This window comes from Xanthomonas melonis (genome assembly GCF_020783655.1).
GTDB classification, from domain to species: domain Bacteria; phylum Pseudomonadota; class Gammaproteobacteria; order Xanthomonadales; family Xanthomonadaceae; genus Xanthomonas; species Xanthomonas melonis.
Genome location: NZ_JAJGQH010000002.1, coordinates 65,273 through 81,766, shown reverse-complemented (window position 1 = coordinate 81,766; position 16,494 = coordinate 65,273). Strand labels below are relative to the sequence as shown.

Below are 16,494 nucleotides of genomic sequence, written 5' to 3'. Positions count from 1 at the left end.
CCCCGTGCCGGAGGGCGTTCACCCGCGTCGGCGGTCGTGTCGCCACAGCACTTCCTGCTGGCCGTCGGCGCGCGCCAGTACGCGCGCCAGCACGAACAGCAGATCGGACAGGCGGTTCAGGTAGCCGATCGCTTCGCTGCGCACCTGCTCCTGGCGCGACAGCGCGACGGTTTCGCGCTCTGCACGGCGCACGATGGTGCGGGCCAGATGGCAGCGCGCGGCCGCTTCGCCTCCCGCCGGCAGGATGAATTCCTGCAGTGGCGGCAAACCGTCGTTGAAATGGTCCAGCTGCCGTTCCAGGGCCTGGATGTCGGCCGTGGCGATGGCCGCATGGCCGGGAATGCACAGCTCGCCGCCCAGATCGAACAGCTGGTGCTGCACGGTGGTCAGCAGCTCGGCAACCGCGGCCGGGATGCCGGGTGCCGCCAGCAGCACGCCGATGGCGGAATTGGCTTCGTCCACCGTGCCGTAGGCAGTCACCCGCAGGGCATCCTTGCCGGTACGGCTGCCGTCGCCCAGGCCGGTCGTGCCGTCGTCGCCGGTACGCGTATAGATACGTGAGAGCCGGTTGCCCATGGCTCAGCCGGCCCGGGCCTGGCTGCGCGGCGCGGCCAGGCGTTCGGCGGCCACCTGGATCGCCGCTGCCGCCGCGACATACAGCGCGGCGCTGCGCAGGTAGGGCCACAGCCAATCCGAGTAGTTCTTGAACCAACCGGCCGCGGTGGGTTCGCTCACACTGGCGCTGATCCAGTAGAAGCTGCCCTGGGCGATCAGTTGGCATACCGCCACTGCGATCAGCAGGGCCGGAACCAGGGCGACCAGCGCACTCCACTGCGCGCCGCGATAGCGCCGGCGCAGCCAGACGCCGCCAGCCCACAGCGCGAAGTACGCCGGAATCAGGCACCAATAGGCAGGCGATACGCAGTAGTGCTGCCAGAAGCTCAGGCCCTGCCGGGCGATCACCAGCCAGTCCACGGCCACCGCAAGCGCCATCAATAGCGGGAACGCCAGCTTGCTGCGCGCGGCCAGATGGAAGCCGCCGATGAAAAAGACCGCCCAGGAGGCATCCGGCACCGGCGCGAAGTGATTGATACGCGTGGCCGCCATCAGCACGGCCAGCAGGCTCAGGATCAGGGTGTCGTGCGAGCGAGAGGTCATGCGCAGGGATGGCGGGAACACAGGCCGTGAAGTGTAGCGTGGAACCTGGCGCAGCCGCGCCATCGCGGCGTGGTCGGCGACGGGCGGCGCGGGTCCGGAGCGGCGCAGCGGACGCGGCAACATGCCGCACGCAGCGGCGGCAACGCGCCTGGAGCGAGGGCTTATCATGTGGCGATGACACAACCACATGACGTTCTGATCGTTGGCGGCGGCCTGGTCGGCTCCAGCCTGGCGATCGCCCTGGATCGCCTCGGCCTGGATGTCGGGCTGGTGGAAGCCACCCCGGCCGGCAGCCCGCCGGCGGTGTTCGATCAACGCAACTTGAGCTTCGCCGCGGCCACCGTCAACGCGCTCGGCGTGCTGGGGGTGATGGCCAAGCTACGCAGCCCGCCCGGGCCGATCCGGCGCATCCACGTCAGCCGTGCCGGCGACTTCGGGCGCGTGCAACTGGATGCGGCCGATTACGGACGCGAGAGTTTCGGCCAGGTGGTGGTGGCGCGCGACTTCGGCGAAGCCTTGCAGGCCCGTCTGGACGAATTGCACCACCTGCGCCGCTACCGCCCGGCGCGCTGCATCGGTGTGGAGCCGGTGCGCGATGGTTTGCGCGGCCTGCGGCTTACCGGCGACGAGGGCGAACGGATCGTTTCCGCCCGGCTGGTCGTGGGCGCCGATGGCAGTCACAGCGCGGTGCGCGAATTGCTGCATATCGGATCCGAGCAGCACGATTTCCTGCAGACGCTGTTCGTGGCGCGCGTACGCGCCGCAAGGCCGCCGGACGGCACTGCCTGGGAACGCTTCGGCGAACACGGCCCCACCGCCTTGCTGCCACGCGGCGACCGCCATTACGGCGCCATCCACTGCGTGGCACGTGCCGATGCCGAGTCGGTGGCTGCGCTCGACGAGGCCGGCTGGCTGGCACGGCTGCAGCGCGCGGCCGGCTGGCGGGCCGGGCGTTTCGTCGCCAGCGGCGAACGTAGCGCCTATCCCCTGGTGCAGGTGCTGGCGAACGCCCTGATCGCCGAACGCGTGGTGCTGCTGGGCAATGCGGCGCAGACGCTGCACCCGATCGGCGCGCAAGGGTTCAACCTGGGCCTGCGCGATGCGCTGACCTTGGCCGAACTGATCGAACACGATCGCAGCGATGCCGGTGCCGGCGCGCTGCTGGCCGACTACCTGGCGCGGCGCCGTGTGGATCGCGATCACACCATCGCGTTCTCCAGCGGCCTGGCGCGCCTCACCGGCAATCCGGCGCCATTGCTGCGGCCGCTGCGCAGCCTCGGGCTGCTGGCGACCTCGCAGGCGGCGCCGCTGCAATCGATGCTGGTCGGCGGTGCGATGGGCTTCCGTGGCGAGGTGCCGCAGCTATGCCGGGGGCACGCATGAATCGTCGCCCCATGCGCGATGCAGTGATCGTCGGCGGCGGCGTCGTGGGCGCGGCGTGCGCGCTGGCGCTGGCCGATGCCGGCTTGAACGTGGCGCTGGTGGAAGGGCGCGAGCCCACGCGCTGGCATGCCGACCGGGCCGACCTGCGCGTCTACGCCTTTGCCGCCGACAACGCCGCGTTGCTGGACAGCCTGGGCGTATGGGCGGCGGTGCGTGCCGCGCGCGTGCAGCCGTACCGGCGCATGCGGGTGTGGGATGCCGGGGGTGGTGGCGAGCTGCGTTTCGATGCCGACACGCTGGGGCGCGAGCAGCTGGGCTGGATCATCGAGCACGATCTGTTGGTCGATCGCCTCTGGGCGGCCGTGCACGCGGCCGGGATCGATCTGCATTGCCCGGCGCGCGTGGTCGAGCTGGAACAGGAAACCGCCAGCGTGCGCCTGCGCCTGGCTGACGGCAGCCGCCTGGAGGCGGCCATTGCCATCGCCGCCGATGGCGCGGCGTCCACCTTGCGCGAATTGAGCGGCATGCCGGTAGTGCGGCATGCCTATGCGCAACGCGGCGTGGTGGCCTTCGTGGAAACCGAACAGCCGCACCAGGCCACTGCCTGGCAGCGCTTTCTGACCACCGGACCGCTGGCGCTGCTGCCGTTTGCCGATGGCCGCAGTTCGATCGTGTGGACCCTGCCCGAGGCCGATGCCGAGCGTGTGCTGGCATTGGACGATGCAGTGTTCTCGCGCGAGCTGACCCAGGCCTTCGCGGCGCGGCTGGGCCACGCGCGCGTGGTGTCCGCGCGCGCTGCATTTCCGTTGCAGCGACAACTGGTGCAGCGCTATGTCAGTGGCCGGGTGCTGACGTTGGGCGATGCGGCGCACGTGGTGCATCCGCTGGCCGGTCAGGGGGTCAATCTGGGCCTGCGCGATGTCGCCGCACTGCGCGACAGCGTGCGCCAGGCGCTGGCCAGGCGCGCCGACTGGGCCGCCCCGCACCGGCTGCAGCGTTGGGCACGGGCCCGGCGCAGCGAGAACACGGTTGCCGCCTATGGCTTCGACACGATCAATCGCCTGTTTTCCAACGACGAAATGCACCTGACCCTGGTGCGTGGCGCCGCGCTCGGCCTGGCCGGCAGGCTGCCGCCGCTGGTGGATGCGCTGTGGAGGCGGGCCTCCGGCACAGCTTGACGGGCTCGCGGATCGTTGCGAGCCCCCCGTCAGTCTGACCGGCTCTGGAGCAGCCAACAGAACGACTGCGCTCACCGCCAGGTGGCCGCAGCGGTTGCTCGGTGCGGCATGTGCCATGCGTACCTTTCGGTTCCGCGCGCGCCGTCCACCCCCATCTGACGACTGCTCGCTACGTTCTGTTGTCCGCTCCTATGTATGACTTAAAGGTAATACCTGGAGCCGCATCTTCCATACGACGGATGTGACCGGCGTGGCTACAGTCGACCCATGAGTCCGCTTGCCCCGTCCTCCATGCCCACCGTGCTGCTGCTCTGCGGCCTGCTCTGCGATGCCGCGGTCTGGGAACCGCAACGTGCCGCCCTGGGCGATCTGGGCGACGTGCGGGTGATGGATTTCGCCGGTTTCGACAGCATTCCGCGCATGGCGGCGCACGTGCTGGCCAGCGCGCCGGCGCAGTTCGCCGTTGCCGGCCATTCGATGGGTGGGCGGGTGGCGCTGGAGATCGTGCGCCAGGCGCCGGAGCGGGTGCTGCGGCTCGGCTTGTTCGACACCGGCATCGCACCGCGCCGCGATGGCGAGCAGGCAGAGCGTCAGGCGCTGCTGCAGCTGGCGCAGACCCAGGGCATGGCGGCGCTCGCACAGCGCTGGCTTCCGCCGATGCTGCACCCGGCGCGTGCGCACGACACCACGCTGATGGCGCAGCTGACGGCGATGGTGCAGCGGCAGAGCGCAGCGAGTTTCGCCGGCCAGATCGCGGCCTTGCTGGAACGTCCCGACGCCACGCCGGTGCTGGCGCAGATCCGCTGCCCGACCGTCCTGGGCGTAGGCCGACAGGACGCCTGGAGCCCGCTGGCGCAACACCAGGACATGGCACGGCAGATCCCGCAGGCGCGCCTGGTGGTGTTCGAAGACAGCGGACACATGGCGCCGCTGGAAGCGCCGGAGGCGGTCACCGCCGCCTTGCGCGACTGGTTGCGCGCGGCATGAGTGCGCGCATCCCAGGCGACGGCCGGGCGCCTGCCGTCGCCGATCACTTTTGGCATGGCTACCGAGGAACTGGAATGCAGGACGATGCAGCGATCGTTGTGGCCTGCGAGCAGGTGATCCGACGCTTCGCGCTGTACAACGATCGCCACGACCATGACCGTCTGGCCGCACTGTTCACCGCCGACGGCGTGTTTGCGCGCCCCAGCGCGCCGGATGCGCCGGTGCACGGGCGAGCGGCCATCCTGCAGGCCTTCCGCGATCGACCACCGCGCACCACCTGTCATCTGATGCTCAACACCGTGGTCAGCATCCAGTCGGCCACCCTGGTCCACGCCCACAGCATCGTCCTGCTCTACACCGCCGATGTCACCACCGAGCCGCCGCCCTGGACCGCGCAGTCGCCGGCCCTGCTCGGCAGTTTCGATGATGTCCTGGTGCTGGAGCAGCAGCAATGGCTGTTCAAGCAACGCCTCGGTGCGCTGCAGCTGCGCCTCGGCGCGCGCTGAGCGGTCTGCGCGCAATCGCCACCCGCAGGGCTGTGCCGGCGCACTGATTGCGCTGCAGATCCTGCACCCGTCTCCTCCCCCCCTGCGTCGCGTTCGCCTTCGTCCATCCATCCGCATCGGAGATCCGCCCAGTGGAATGCGTACGCTTCTTTTCCTGTCCTCGCCCTGTGTCGCCGTATCTGTCGTCACCTCGGCGATTGCCCCTGCTCGTCGCTGCTGTCCTCGCAACTGCGGCGCCGATCGCGGCGCTGGCGCAAGCCGTGCCGGAAACCGTCGCGCCTCCGCAAGGCATCAACGTGGGCGGCACCAGCTTTCTCGACGGCTTCGGTTCCACCACGCCCGGGTGGACCTTCATCGGCTACGCGCGGCATTTCAACTTCAATGCGATCAAGGATGCCCGCGGCAACGACTCGCCGGCCTTCCGCGATCCCCACGTCGGTGCCTCGGCCCTGCTGTCGCAGCTGATCTACGTGACGCCCTACACCTGGATGGGTGGCTCCCTGAGCTTCAACGCCATCCTGCCGCTGGTCAACTACGACACCTCGTTTGCGGCCAACAGCCCGGTGCGGTTGCGCAGCAACGGCTTTGGCGTGGGCGATGTTTCCTTCGGCCCGGCCCTGCAGATGCCGCCGGTCATGCGCGATGGGCGCATCCTGTTCTTCCAGCGCTTTGCCATCGATGCCTTCGCCCCGGTCGGCAAGTTCGACCGCGATATCGCGATCAACCAGAGCAACGGTTACTGGGCGGTGGCGCCGCACTGGGCGTTTACCGTCCAGCCCAGCGACGACTGGGAAATCAGCATGCGCCTGCATTACCTCTATAACTTTCGCACCAGCCGCGCGGGCGGCGTTCCGCCGATTCCCGGCTTCCAGTTCCGCAACGGGCAGGCCGGCGACGTGTTCTGGGCCAACTTCGCCAGTTCGATCAAGGTGAGCGAGCAATTGCGTCTGGGCGTCAGCGGCTACTACCTGCAGCAGCTACAGGACAATCGCACCAACGGTCAGCGTGTGCCCGACAGCAAGCGCATGCAGTTCTATCTCGGGCCAGGGCTGTCGTGGCGTCTGGACAAGAACAACATCCTCAATTTCAACGTCTATCTGCCGGTGGATGTGGAAAATTCCGTGGCCGGCAACAACGTCAACCTGATGTTCGTGCATTCTCTGTAGTGCTCCCGCGTCCGTTGCAGCCTCGCTGCCACGGACGTGCCCTGCAGGCAAGGGTGGCGGCTCGCCGTGCCTGATACCGCCGACATGGGCCTGATGGCGACCGGCTGCACATCGTGGTCTCACCGATGCATGCCCTGCGGCTGCATACCGACGTGTTTTCGCAACAACAGTTCCACGCCAGCGCCGGCGCGATGCCTGATCGCCGCCGTGATCGCGCCGTGATCGCGCCGTGATCGCGCCGTGTCGCGCCGTGTCGCGGGTATCGGTAGAAAAAGCCGTCGCAGGCCAGACACCTGGCGTCGGCCAAGAGCCTCATCGATCCGGCTGACGGACGGCACTACGCTGCAGCGGCAAGCCTTGCCGGATGGGGCGCGTCATCGCCAGGCCCTCGGCCTGCGCCGCCCGGATCAGGGCGAGACTCGGGGACGAATACGCCACTCGGAATCGCTCGTGTCCCCTTTCTGCGGCACGCAGTTGGCGGCTGTTCGTCATTGGCTCCAATCTCTCGCACCCCGGCAGCGCGCGCGGTCCCGGGAAGAGGAAGACTGGCAATGACTTGTATAAAGATCTTGCGGATGAGCGCGCTTGGTGGCAATTTGGATCCTGAGGATACCTTTTCGATTGATCCGGGGTCGTCGACCGTCCCTGTCGGGATCGCATGTGTCGCTGGTCCCGACCCCATCAACGCGCCTGCTCCGATTGCGTCAGGCCGCGTCTCAGGAGTGCAGCATGGCAAGCATCATCGGCGGCATCGGAACCTCGCACGTTCCCACCATCGGGGTGGCTTACGACAAGGGCAAACAACAGGACCCTGTGTGGAAGCCCTTGTTCGACGGCTATACGCCGGTCGCGGCCTGGTTGGCCCAGCAGCAGGCCGACGTGCTGGTGTTCTTCTACAACGATCACTGCACGACCTTCTTCTTCGATCTCTATCCGACCTTCGCGCTCGGCGTGGGCGAGCGCTTTCCGGTCGCCGACGAAGGGGCGGGGTTGCGCAACCTGCCGCCGATCCGCGGTGATGTGCAATTGCAGGCGCATATCGCCGAATGCCTGGTCAACGACGAATTCGACCTGACCGTTTTTCAGGACAAGCCGATCGATCACGGCTGCGCAGCGCCCTTGCCGCTGCTGTGGCCGCATGTCCCGGACTGGCCGGGAACGGTGGTGCCGATCGCGATCAACGTGCTGCAATATCCATTGCCCACTGCACGGCGGTGTTATCGCCTGGGCCAGGCGGTGCGCCGCGCGATCGAGTCGTATCCGGAGGATCTCAAGGTGGTGGTGGTCGGCACCGGCGGCCTATCGCACCAGATCCACGGCGAGCGCACCGGCTTCAACAATACCGACTGGGACATGGAATTCCTCGATCGCTTCCAGCACGCGCCGCAGTCGCTGACCGATCTCACCCATACCGATTACGTGCGACTGGGCGGCGCCGAGAGCGTGGAGCAGATCATGTGGCTGGCCATGCGCGGCGCATTGGATGGCCCCATTCGCAAGCTGCATCAGAACTACTATCTGATGACCACCACCGCGATGACGGTGGTGCTGTACGAACCCGGCGAGGAAGCCGCCGACGCGCCGCGCTCGGCGGAATTGCTCGCGCGCAGCGCACACGCGGCATGAGGGCCTGCCGATGAATCCGCAAGTACAGGGCATGGACAAGATCGCAGGAACCTACCTGTTCGATCTGCGCACCAGCAACCGAGCACTGCGCCTCAACCGCTTCTTCTGGCATATGATCCGCGCGCCGTGGCGCGATCGCTTCCTGCAGGACGCGGAGGTGCTGATGCAGGAAGCGGAGCTGAGCGAGCACGAAAAGGCGCTGATCCGTGCACGCGACTGGCTCGGTCTGGTGCAATACGGCGCCAATTTCTTCGTCATCGAAAAATTCGCCCGCGTCGTGAGGATGACCAATCTGCAGGTCTACGCGATCATGCGCGGTGAATCCTTCGAAGATTTCATGCAGACGCGGCGGGTTCCCGAGGCGCGCTGAGCCTCACCCCGCGGCCTTGGCCGCATCACTGCATCCCCGACTTTCCAACGCAAGGCCCACCTTCCATGACCATGTCCTCCGTGTTCTTCGAACACCGCATCAAGGTCCGGCATCTACGAGTCATCGAGGCGCTGGACCGACAGAAAAGCCTGCTGCGCGCCTCGCGCGTGCTGAACGTGACCCAGCCCGCGCTCACGCGCGCGCTGCAGGAAATCGAAGAAATCGTCGGCGCACCGTTGTTCGAGCGCCATTCGCGCGGCGTGCGTCCCAATGCCATGGGCGAAGTCCTGGTGCAGACCGCGCACGTGGTGTTGGGACAGCTACGGCGTGCGCAGGACACCTTCGAAGGCCTGCAGCAGGACGATGCGCTGACCATCACTGTCGGCGCATTGCCGGTCGCGGCCAGCGGCTTGCTGCCGGCGGTATTGGCCGCCTTGTACCGTGCCGAGCCGACGCTGCGCGTGCGCCTGTTGCACGGTCGCACCGACGAACTGCTGCCCAAGCTGGCCGGCAACGAGATCGATCTGGTGGTTGGCAGGTTGTATCCATTGGCCCGTTACGATGCGCTGATTCGCAAGGTGCTGTACCAGGATCCAATTGCCTTGGTGGCACGCAGCGACCATCCGCTGTTCTCGAACGGCCCGGTGAGCATCGCCGACGCTGCGGCCTACCGACAGGTGTTGCCGACCTTGAGCCAGCACGTGGAGCGCGATGTGGCGCAGGTGATGCGCGAACACGGGCTGGCCACGCGCGATCATCTGCGTTCCAGTTCGGCCAGTTTTACCCGCGAGATCCTGCTCGGTACCGACAGCATCGCGGTGATGCCGAGCATGATGGTGTCTGGCGACATCGCTCGTGGCGAGCTGCGCGCCTTCCAGCTGCAGCAGCCGGCGCAGGCGCGTGCCGGTGGCGTCATCTACCGCGATGGCAGCGCCATCCACAAGCCCGGCGTGCGGCTATTGATGCGCGAACTCGAACACCAGCTGGCACTGATGGCCGAGCAGGGCGCGGTATGGGTGGATCGGCAGGTGGGCGAAGACGACCTGCTGCTGGACGCGTCGGCGTAGGCGACCCTTACTGCCCAGGCGGCGTGCGCGGCCGCTGTGCCGTTGCCCGGGCATGCGATGGGCCCACGCACGGCTGCACGTGCGTTTGGCAGTGTGGCCGGACACGCAAGGATGCGATCTACTCGGTCAACGCCTGCTTCAGCCGTGCTTTCTGCAACTTGCCGGTGGCGGTGCGCGGCAATGCCTCGACCACGCGCAGATGCTTGGGCACCTTGTACTTGGCGAGCCGCGCGATCAGGTAATCGCGGAGCTGGTCCAGATCCAGCGCCGGCTCGGCCGGCACGATGGCCAGGTATCCCACCTCACCCCATTGCGGGTCGGCGATGCCGACCACCGCGCATTCCCGAATCTGCGGATGATCGGCCAGCACCGCTTCGATCTCGGCGGGGTAGACGTTCTCGCCGCCGGAAATGAACATGTCCTTCTTGCGGTCGACCACCCAGAAGAAGCCGTCGGCGTCGCGCCTGACGATGTCGCCGGTACGGAACCATCCTTGTGGGTCCAGGGCCTCGGCACTGGCCTGCGGGTCGCGCCAATACCCTGGGCTGAGATTGGGGCCACGCAGCAGCAATTCGCCAGGCACCTCCGGCGGACAGTCCCGACCCTGGGCGTCCACCACGCGGGTCTGCACCGCTGGCGTGGAGACGCCTGCCGCGCCCAGCTTGGCGCGAATCACGGCGCAGTCCACCGACATGCCGAACACCGTACCCGCTTCGCTCATGCCGTAGCCACAGACCATGGGAATGCCGTCCTGCAGCCAGCCGAGCAGGTCCTCGCCGGCATGCGGCGCACCCCCGCTGACCAGGGCGGTGAGGTGACGCAAGCCCGCAGGATCGAAGCCGGGCTGCTGGCGGAAGGCCTGCATCATCTGCGGGACGCCCACGTAATGGGTGATCGCCTGCGCCCGATCGCATAGCCAGTTCAGCGTGCGTGCCGGTTCGAACCCGTTGGACACCTGGATCGAGCCGCCCACGGCCAGTACCGGACGCACATTGGTGACCAGGCCGATGATGTGAAACATCGGTGCTTCGCACAGGAAGCTGCTGCGCGCGTCCACCTGGGTGAGGACGCCGAAGTTCTGCGCTGTCTGCTGCAGGTTGCCTTCGTTCAGCATCACCCCCTTGGGCTGACCGGAGGTGCCGGAGGTGAACAGGATCAGGCTGATGCGTTCGGGTGGAATGGCGGGAAGGTCGGCTGCGGCAAGCGCGCTGGCGTCCTGGACGAAGTGCGCCAGCGCATCGACGTGCGCACGCCCGGCCGCGACCTCGTCGCCAAGGACCAGGCGCGGCTCGGCACGTTGCAGCAGGGTGTCCAGTTCGGTGGCGCTGAGCCGCCAGTTGAGCGGCACATAGATGGCGCCGACCCGGCCGCAGGCGAAATGCAGCGCCACCTGCCAGACCGAGTTGCGCGCCAGCACCGCCAGGCGCTCGCCGTCGACACAGCCGCGCACCTGCAGCAGGGCGGCGAGCCGGCCGACCAGCTCGTCGAGCTCGGCGTAGGTCCATTGCTGATTCAATACCAGGTCGCGGGCGGCGAGCCGGTGCGGGGCGAGGCGGGCGTGCAGGGCAATCGAGTCGATCGGCGGGTACATGGCGCTGTCTTCCGAATGCGGGACTGAGAGGGAGGGGAGGCTGCAATGGGCGCAATGGCGAGAGGCGGCACGCGCACGCAGTGCAGGGACGCGCATCCGCGCTGACTGGGCTGCAAGCGGCCAGGATGCGAAACAGGCGTCTGCGTTGGCCGCACGTCGCGTGCGGCCCTGGAATGCGGCAGCACGCTCTTACGGGCGCTGCGCGTCAACTGAGATAGAGGGTTCGGGTCTCCAGAAAAGCCTGCAGCCCTTCGATGCCGCCTTCGCGACCGATACCGGACTGTTTGAATCCGCCGAAGGGCATCTGGTAATCGACGCACATGCCATTGATCGCGTGGCTGCCGCTGCGCACCCTGCGCGCGACGCGATACGCACGCTCGGCATCTTCGCCGTAGACGGTGCCATGCAGGCCGTAGTCGGTGGCGTTGGCTTTGGCGATCAGATCGGCCTCGTCGTGGTAGTCGATGAAACTCACCACCGGGCCGAAGATTTCTTCGCGTGCGATGGTCATGTCCGCAGTGACCTCGGCGAACACGGTGGGTTCGACGAAGAAACCACGCGGCAGTGCGGCCGGTCGGCCGCCCCCCATGACCAGCCGCGCGCCCTCGGCGCTGCCGCGGGCGATATAGGACTGCACGCGCTCGAGCTGTCGCTCCAGCGCCAAGGGACCCATGCCGGTGTCGGCAGCGAAGGGGTCGCCGAGTTTGACCGCGCCCAGTGCGGCGCAATAAGCCTGCAAAACGTCGTCGCGTCGCCTTGCCGGTACCAGTACACGGGTGAGCGAGAAGCAGACCTGGCCTGCAATCGGCATGGAGTAGGGCACCAGGCTGGGCAAAACCTTGGCAATGTCCGCGTCATCGAGCACGATCGCCGCGGACTTTCCGCCTAGTTCCAGCCCTACCCGCGCCATGCGCTCGGCGCAGGCGATCCCGATCTGCCGTCCGGCCTGGGTCGAGCCGGTGAAGCTGACCTTGTCCACCTGTGGGTGACGGATCAACTGTTCGCCGATCTCGCGGCCTGCCGGCAGCAGGTTGAAGACGCCGTCGGGTACCCCAGCGGCGCTGATGCATTCGGCCAGGATGTAGGCATCGATCGGCGTCTCCGGCGATGGCTTGGCCACCACCGTGCAGCCGGCGGCCAGCGCCGCGGCAACCTTGTAGCAGAGCAGCACCAGCGGCGCGTTCCATGGCGTGATCGCCGCAACCACGCCCACCGGTTCCTGGACCACATGCACGTGGCCCCCGTTGGAGCGCGCGCGCGGCTCCACGAACGCATAGCCGGCGATCAGGTCGGCGTAATAGTCGAACAGGCCGGGCGCCTGCAGCGAGGCGCGTTGGCTGAAGCCGATGGTGGCGCCGACTTGGCCGGTCCACGCTTCGGCCAGTTCGGGCATGCGCGCCTGCAGCTGTTGCGCCACGCGCTTGAGCACGGCGCTACGCTCGGGCGGCGACAGCTGCGGCCATGGGCCGCTGTCGAAGGCGGCGCGGGCGGCCGCCACCGCGGCCTCGGCATCGGCGTGCGATGGTTCGACGTAGCGCAGCAGGCGTTCTTCGGTATGCGGTGCGATCACATCCATCTGCCGATCGCCGCTGCTGGCACGCCACTGCCCGTCGATGTACAGCTGCAGGGGGCCACGCGCAGCGATGCCGCGCAGCGTTGCGGATAAGGCTTCCATACTCCCTCCTCGGTGCAGAAAACCACTGGCGGCGCCGGTGCTGCGTGGGTGCACGCAGCACTCGGGCACCACAGACTCGCTCAGGCGCGGTGCTTGGTCAGGTCGTACTCGCCCAGGCCGGGCTTGTAGCTCTTCTCGTCGATGAACTGCCGGATGCCTTCCTTGCGGGCGTTGTTGTCGAAGGAATTGGCCGCTTCCTGCATGCGGACCAGGTAGTCTTCGGCTTCGTCATAGGTCATGGTGCCGACGCGACGCACCGCATCCTTGGCGTACTTGAGCGCAACCGGGTTCTTGCGCAGCAGCAGCTCGGCCACTTCGCGGGTGCGTGCTTCCAGGCGCTCCAGCGGGACGCTTTCGTTGACCAGGCGCCACTCGGCCGCCTTCTTGCCGTCCACCATCTCGCCGGTCAGCGTCATCCACATGGCATCGCGCATGGACAGCAGTTCCACGGCCACCTTGGTCACGCCGCCGCCGGGCAGGATGCCCCAGTTGATCTCCGACAGGCCGAACTGCGCTTCATCGGCGGCGATCGCCAGGTCGCAAGCGAACAACGGGCCGAAGCCGCCGCCGAAGCACCAGCCGTTGACCATCGCGATGGTCGGCTTCTGGTACCAGCGCAGGCGGCGGAACCAGCCATAGGATTCGCGTTGCGATCGGCGTACCCCACGCAACCCCTGCGCTTCGGTCTCGCGGAAGTATTCCTTCAGATCCATGCCGGCCGACCACGCCGTCCCTTCGCCGCCCAGGACCAGCACGCCGACGGCATCGTCGAATTCCAGCTCGTCCAGCACGTCCATCATGCGGCGGTTGAGCGCAGGGCTCATCGCATTGCGCTTGTCCGGGCGCGCGAACTTGACCCAGGCAATGCGGTTCTCGATACGTACAGATACCACGTCATGCTCGTTCAAGCGGTGTCTCCTTCGAATCGGGGTGAGTGAAATCAGATGTCGTCGGCCAGCACAGGGTCTGGCGCGGCGGTGCGTTCCAGCGTGGCGCTGGCGTTCAATTTGCAGAGCAGACGCAGCAGTGCCTGCTGCTCGTGGGGCTGCAGGCCTGTGCAGGTGCGCTCGACCGCGCGCGCCAGGCAGCCTTGCGCCACCACCAGCGTGCGTTGGCCGGTGGCGGTGAGGTACAGCCCCTTGCTGCGCCGGTCGCGGCCGGCCAGGCGTTCGATCAGGCCCTGGTCGGCCAGCGCGTTGGCGATTTTCATGCCGGCGGCGCGGTTGACCAGCAGGCGGTTGCCGAGTTCGGTCTGGTCGCAGCCGGGCTGGTCGCGGATGTGGATCAAGGCGGTGACGCGTGCGGGGGTGAGCCGCAGTTCGGCCAGTTCCTGGCGGGCGGCATGACTGGATGCCAGGGCGGCCAGTTGCAGTTGATAGCCCAGATCTGCGGCAAGTGGCGAGCGAGCGGTCATTGGCGGTCCAGATTGTATCCGTTAAATACAATCTAGCCGACCGCCGGACGCACCGCAAGAGGCGGTGCCATCGAAAGCCGGCGCGCCGGCGTTGCGCTCGCGGTGTGTTCGGCGGCCGCTTAGCGGATCAGCCACCCGGCCAGCTGTTCGCGGGTCAGCAACCCGGTGCGCTGCAGGTCGATCGCGTCGAACTCGTCGGCCAGGGCAGGGTTGGCCTGGGCTTCGGCACGGCTGATTCGGCCGTCCGCGTCGACGTCCATGGCCTGGAAGTCGATCCGGTAGCGACTGCCGACCACGCTGTCGGGCTGGATCGATCGCACGATCACGCTGGATTCGCCGCGCGGGCGTTCCAGCTGGGTCTGGTGGGTGATTTCGCCGCTGGACAGCGGCTGGGTCCGGATGGCGACGGGGACGTCGACCAGCGGGACGCTGCTGGCGGGCGTAGGTGCCGGTGACTGCTGTGCGGCGGTGGGCCCGCACGCAACGAGCAGTATGGCGGCAAGGGTGGCAACGCGGATGGTGGTCATCAGATCCCCTGGTGGTGAACAGCCGGCAAGCATAAACGTGCGGCGCCCAGGCGCGGCAGCGTCGCGCTGCCGCGCGCGCTACCCCGGGATGAACGGAAACACGATCTTCAGCAAGCCTTTGAGGCCGCCCTCGGCCGTGCTGGCCACGGCCTTGGCGCCCAGACTGTTGAGCGCGCGCCGCACGTCCTCCCACCGCAGTTGCGCGATGTCCTTCTTCAGCAGGTCGGACACTTCTTCGGCAGTCGGTGTGAGCTTGCGCAATTCGTGCACGATGGCGTGCGGATCGGGCTGCAGATACCCCCACCGTTCCGCGATCCTGAGCAGGGTGTCGAAGCGCACCGCGACCACTTCGCGGTTGCGTTCGTACACCGGCAACGCGCCTACATCGAGAATGGCCTGCTCGAACTGCTGCGCGTCATCGGGGTGTTCGATGCGCACGGCCAGAAATCCTTCCTTGCGGCTGCGTTCGCTGACGTGCTTCGCCCCGGAGCGTAGATTGTCTTCGGTCAGCACGTTGGCCACGATGCGCTGCATCGCCGCGTCGCCTTCCTCGGGGACCAACGCGCGCCAGCGCGCATAGCCGTCGCGGCGCAACGCCTTGACCTTGGCAGAGGTCACACGCAGCTGCAGCGCCACCGCCGCATTGGAACTGTTGCGCGAAATGGCGCCGTCGCGTTCGAGCAGCACGAAGATCAGCAGCTCCAGGTCGCGTTTGGTCAGCGACTGGAAGCCTTGCAGCAAGGTCAGGCGCAGGAATTCGCTGCCGAAGGCGGCCGCGTCCTTGAGTTCGATCGGTTGCATGGGGAGTCCTCCGCGGGTGACCTGCAGGATGCCAGCACCCCGTTGCGCGGCCTGAGAAACGATGCGACGCGCACAGCAGTTTCAGCGTCCGGTTTCTCGGCCGGGGCGGTCTGAGCTGAACGTTTCAACTGCGCCGCGATCCTGCAAGGTCACGAACACCTGCCTGCCATCGGCGCCACCGAATGCCACGTTGCTGGCCTTGCGTCCCTTGAGCGCGACGGTGCGCAGCAGTTTGCCGGTCGGCGACACCACCGCGATCTGTCCGGCATCGTAGCGGGCGATGTACAGATTGCCGTCGGCGTCGCAGCGCATGCCATCCATGCCGAAATCGGGAAACGCGATCAGCAGGCGTTTGTTGTGCACGCCGCCATCGTCGCTGCGGTCGTACACCCACACCTTGCGCGACATGCTCTCGTTGACGTACAGGCGCTTGCCATCCGGGCTGACGTCCAGCCCGTTGGGCGTGGTCATGCCGGTTTCCAGCAGGCGCACTGCGCCGCTGCGGCCGATGTGCCACAGGCGCCCACCGTTGGTCTTCCAATCGGGATCGCTGGCGTAAAAAGTGCCGTCGGGTGCGAGCGCCAGATCGTTGGGGCCGTCCGCGTCCGGCAGCGACGCAAACGTGCTGACGGCGCGCGTCTGCATGTCCACGCGCAGGATCTTGTGGCCAGTGTAGTCGGCGACGTACATCGCGCCATCGCGGAAGCGGATGCCGTTGCCGGTACTCCCCGCTGGCAGCGTCACGAACACATCTGCTTCCGCGGTTCCGTCCGGTTGCGCAACGATGCGCGCGATGGTGCCGTCCTTGCCGATGTTCACCGCATACAGTGCGCCATCCGGTCCGGTCGCCGGGCCTTCGGCATTGCCGGTGAACACGCCGTCGCCGATCAGATCGCGTGCCACGAACGGCGTATCGGTGGCACTGCAAAGCGAACTGGACAACAGCAGGCTCAGGGGCAGTAGCGTGCGGGCAATACACGGCATCGTGGGATTTCCTTGCAGGAAGCGCTGGCAGTGTGCCAGAACGTGCGCAGCACGCATGGCG

At 67.3% G+C, this 16,494-nt stretch carries 17 protein-coding genes and 1 other RNA gene; 9 read left to right on the top strand and 9 right to left on the bottom strand.

The window, feature by feature from the left end; all coding sequences use genetic code 11:
* Positions 1-18: 18 nt before the first annotated feature.
* Positions 19-576 carry a cob(I)yrinic acid a,c-diamide adenosyltransferase gene (locus LL964_RS02205; RefSeq protein ID WP_104584794.1) on the bottom strand — a complete coding sequence of 186 codons (558 nt, stop codon included), beginning with the start codon at positions 574-576 and terminating at the stop codon, positions 19-21.
* Between the two features lie 3 nt (positions 577-579).
* On the bottom strand, positions 580-1,158 hold the full coding sequence (locus LL964_RS02200; RefSeq protein WP_104585559.1) for a hypothetical protein: 579 nt from the start codon (positions 1,156-1,158) through the stop codon (positions 580-582).
* Between the two features lie 174 nt (positions 1,159-1,332).
* Here LL964_RS02200 and ubiH point away from each other — a divergent pair, with 174 nt between their 5' ends.
* The 9 genes from ubiH to LL964_RS02155 all read left to right on the top strand — a co-directional run bounded on the left by ubiH (position 1,333) and on the right by LL964_RS02155 (position 9,441).
* Positions 1,333-2,541 carry a 2-octaprenyl-6-methoxyphenyl hydroxylase gene (ubiH, locus tag LL964_RS02195; protein ID WP_104584792.1) on the top strand — a complete coding sequence of 403 codons (1,209 nt, stop codon included), beginning with the start codon at positions 1,333-1,335 and terminating at the stop codon, positions 2,539-2,541.
* Entirely contained in the window at positions 2,538-3,719 is a 1,182-nt protein-coding gene (locus tag LL964_RS02190) for a UbiH/UbiF family hydroxylase (protein ID WP_104585557.1), read from the top strand. The genes ubiH and LL964_RS02190 overlap by 4 nt, the downstream gene beginning before the upstream one ends.
* 108 nt (positions 3,720-3,827) lie before the next feature.
* Positions 3,828-3,904, top strand: a non-coding RNA gene (locus LL964_RS02185) — sX9 sRNA.
* An 82-nt stretch (positions 3,905-3,986) separates the two neighbouring features.
* A complete protein-coding gene (locus LL964_RS02180) occupies positions 3,987-4,706 on the top strand; it encodes an alpha/beta fold hydrolase (RefSeq protein ID WP_104584791.1) in 720 nt (239 codons plus the stop codon).
* 74 nt (positions 4,707-4,780) lie between these two features.
* A complete protein-coding gene (locus LL964_RS02175; RefSeq protein ID WP_104584790.1) occupies positions 4,781-5,212 on the top strand; it encodes a nuclear transport factor 2 family protein in 432 nt (143 codons plus the stop codon).
* A gap of 122 nt (positions 5,213-5,334) precedes the next feature.
* On the top strand, positions 5,335-6,378 hold the full coding sequence (locus LL964_RS02170) for a SphA family protein (protein WP_425478133.1): 1,044 nt from the start codon (positions 5,335-5,337) through the stop codon (positions 6,376-6,378).
* 729 nt (positions 6,379-7,107) lie between these two features.
* Positions 7,108-8,004 carry a gallate dioxygenase gene (locus LL964_RS02165; RefSeq protein ID WP_104584786.1) on the top strand — a complete coding sequence of 299 codons (897 nt, stop codon included), beginning with the start codon at positions 7,108-7,110 and terminating at the stop codon, positions 8,002-8,004.
* 10 nt (positions 8,005-8,014) lie between these two features.
* Positions 8,015-8,374 carry a protocatechuate 3,4-dioxygenase gene (locus tag LL964_RS02160; protein ID WP_104584785.1) on the top strand — a complete coding sequence of 120 codons (360 nt, stop codon included), beginning with the start codon at positions 8,015-8,017 and terminating at the stop codon, positions 8,372-8,374.
* 65 nt (positions 8,375-8,439) lie between these two features.
* Positions 8,440-9,441 carry a LysR substrate-binding domain-containing protein gene (locus LL964_RS02155; protein WP_104584783.1) on the top strand — a complete coding sequence of 334 codons (1,002 nt, stop codon included), beginning with the start codon at positions 8,440-8,442 and terminating at the stop codon, positions 9,439-9,441.
* A 118-nt stretch (positions 9,442-9,559) separates the two neighbouring features.
* On the opposite strand, the gene LL964_RS02150 is transcribed toward LL964_RS02155, so the two are convergent.
* The 7 genes from LL964_RS02150 to LL964_RS02120 all read right to left on the bottom strand — a co-directional run bounded on the left by LL964_RS02150 (position 9,560) and on the right by LL964_RS02120 (position 16,433).
* Complete coding sequence (locus tag LL964_RS02150) at positions 9,560-11,032, bottom strand: AMP-binding protein (protein WP_104584782.1); 1,473 nt, start codon at positions 11,030-11,032, stop codon at positions 9,560-9,562.
* A gap of 205 nt (positions 11,033-11,237) precedes the next feature.
* Positions 11,238-12,707, bottom strand: coding sequence for an aldehyde dehydrogenase (locus tag LL964_RS02145; RefSeq protein ID WP_104584780.1), 1,470 nt, complete (start codon positions 12,705-12,707; stop codon positions 11,238-11,240).
* Between the two features lie 80 nt (positions 12,708-12,787).
* Positions 12,788-13,615 (bottom strand): p-hydroxycinnamoyl CoA hydratase/lyase, encoded by an 828-nt coding sequence (locus tag LL964_RS02140; RefSeq protein WP_104584779.1) that lies wholly within the window; start codon positions 13,613-13,615, stop codon positions 12,788-12,790.
* Positions 13,616-13,647: 32 nt separating this feature from the next.
* Positions 13,648-14,121, bottom strand: a complete 474-nt coding sequence (locus LL964_RS02135) for a MarR family winged helix-turn-helix transcriptional regulator (protein ID WP_104584777.1) — start codon at positions 14,119-14,121, stop codon at positions 13,648-13,650.
* 119 nt (positions 14,122-14,240) lie between these two features.
* Positions 14,241-14,648 (bottom strand): EF-hand domain-containing protein, encoded by a 408-nt coding sequence (locus LL964_RS02130; RefSeq protein WP_146092297.1) that lies wholly within the window; start codon positions 14,646-14,648, stop codon positions 14,241-14,243.
* Positions 14,649-14,726: 78 nt separating this feature from the next.
* Positions 14,727-15,449 (bottom strand): hypothetical protein, encoded by a 723-nt coding sequence (locus LL964_RS02125; RefSeq protein ID WP_104584774.1) that lies wholly within the window; start codon positions 15,447-15,449, stop codon positions 14,727-14,729.
* 81 nt (positions 15,450-15,530) lie between these two features.
* Complete coding sequence (locus LL964_RS02120; protein WP_104584773.1) at positions 15,531-16,433, bottom strand: SMP-30/gluconolactonase/LRE family protein; 903 nt, start codon at positions 16,431-16,433, stop codon at positions 15,531-15,533.
* Between the last annotated feature and the right edge of the window lie 61 nt (positions 16,434-16,494).

Excerpts from the sequence above, each read along its gene's own strand:
- LL964_RS02205 (WP_104584794.1), bottom strand. The coding sequence starts at position 576 with ATGGGCAACCGGCTCTCACGTATCTATACGCGTACCGGCGACGACGGC.
- LL964_RS02200 (WP_104585559.1), bottom strand. The coding sequence starts at position 1,158 with ATGACCTCTCGCTCGCACGACACCCTGATCCTGAGCCTGCTGGCCGTG.
- ubiH (WP_104584792.1), top strand. The coding sequence starts at position 1,333 with ATGACACAACCACATGACGTTCTGATCGTTGGCGGCGGCCTGGTCGGC.
- LL964_RS02190 (WP_104585557.1), top strand. The coding sequence starts at position 2,538 with ATGAATCGTCGCCCCATGCGCGATGCAGTGATCGTCGGCGGCGGCGTC.
- LL964_RS02180 (WP_104584791.1), top strand. The coding sequence starts at position 3,987 with ATGAGTCCGCTTGCCCCGTCCTCCATGCCCACCGTGCTGCTGCTCTGC.
- LL964_RS02175 (WP_104584790.1), top strand. The coding sequence starts at position 4,781 with ATGCAGGACGATGCAGCGATCGTTGTGGCCTGCGAGCAGGTGATCCGA.
- LL964_RS02165 (WP_104584786.1), top strand. The coding sequence starts at position 7,108 with ATGGCAAGCATCATCGGCGGCATCGGAACCTCGCACGTTCCCACCATC.
- LL964_RS02160 (WP_104584785.1), top strand. The coding sequence starts at position 8,015 with ATGAATCCGCAAGTACAGGGCATGGACAAGATCGCAGGAACCTACCTG.
- LL964_RS02155 (WP_104584783.1), top strand. The coding sequence starts at position 8,440 with ATGACCATGTCCTCCGTGTTCTTCGAACACCGCATCAAGGTCCGGCAT.
- LL964_RS02150 (WP_104584782.1), bottom strand. The coding sequence starts at position 11,032 with ATGTACCCGCCGATCGACTCGATTGCCCTGCACGCCCGCCTCGCCCCG.
- LL964_RS02145 (WP_104584780.1), bottom strand. The coding sequence starts at position 12,707 with ATGGAAGCCTTATCCGCAACGCTGCGCGGCATCGCTGCGCGTGGCCCC.
- LL964_RS02135 (WP_104584777.1), bottom strand. The coding sequence starts at position 14,121 with ATGACCGCTCGCTCGCCACTTGCCGCAGATCTGGGCTATCAACTGCAA.
- LL964_RS02130 (WP_146092297.1), bottom strand. The coding sequence starts at position 14,648 with ATGACCACCATCCGCGTTGCCACCCTTGCCGCCATACTGCTCGTTGCG.
- LL964_RS02125 (WP_104584774.1), bottom strand. The coding sequence starts at position 15,449 with ATGCAACCGATCGAACTCAAGGACGCGGCCGCCTTCGGCAGCGAATTC.
- LL964_RS02120 (WP_104584773.1), bottom strand. The coding sequence starts at position 16,433 with ATGCCGTGTATTGCCCGCACGCTACTGCCCCTGAGCCTGCTGTTGTCC.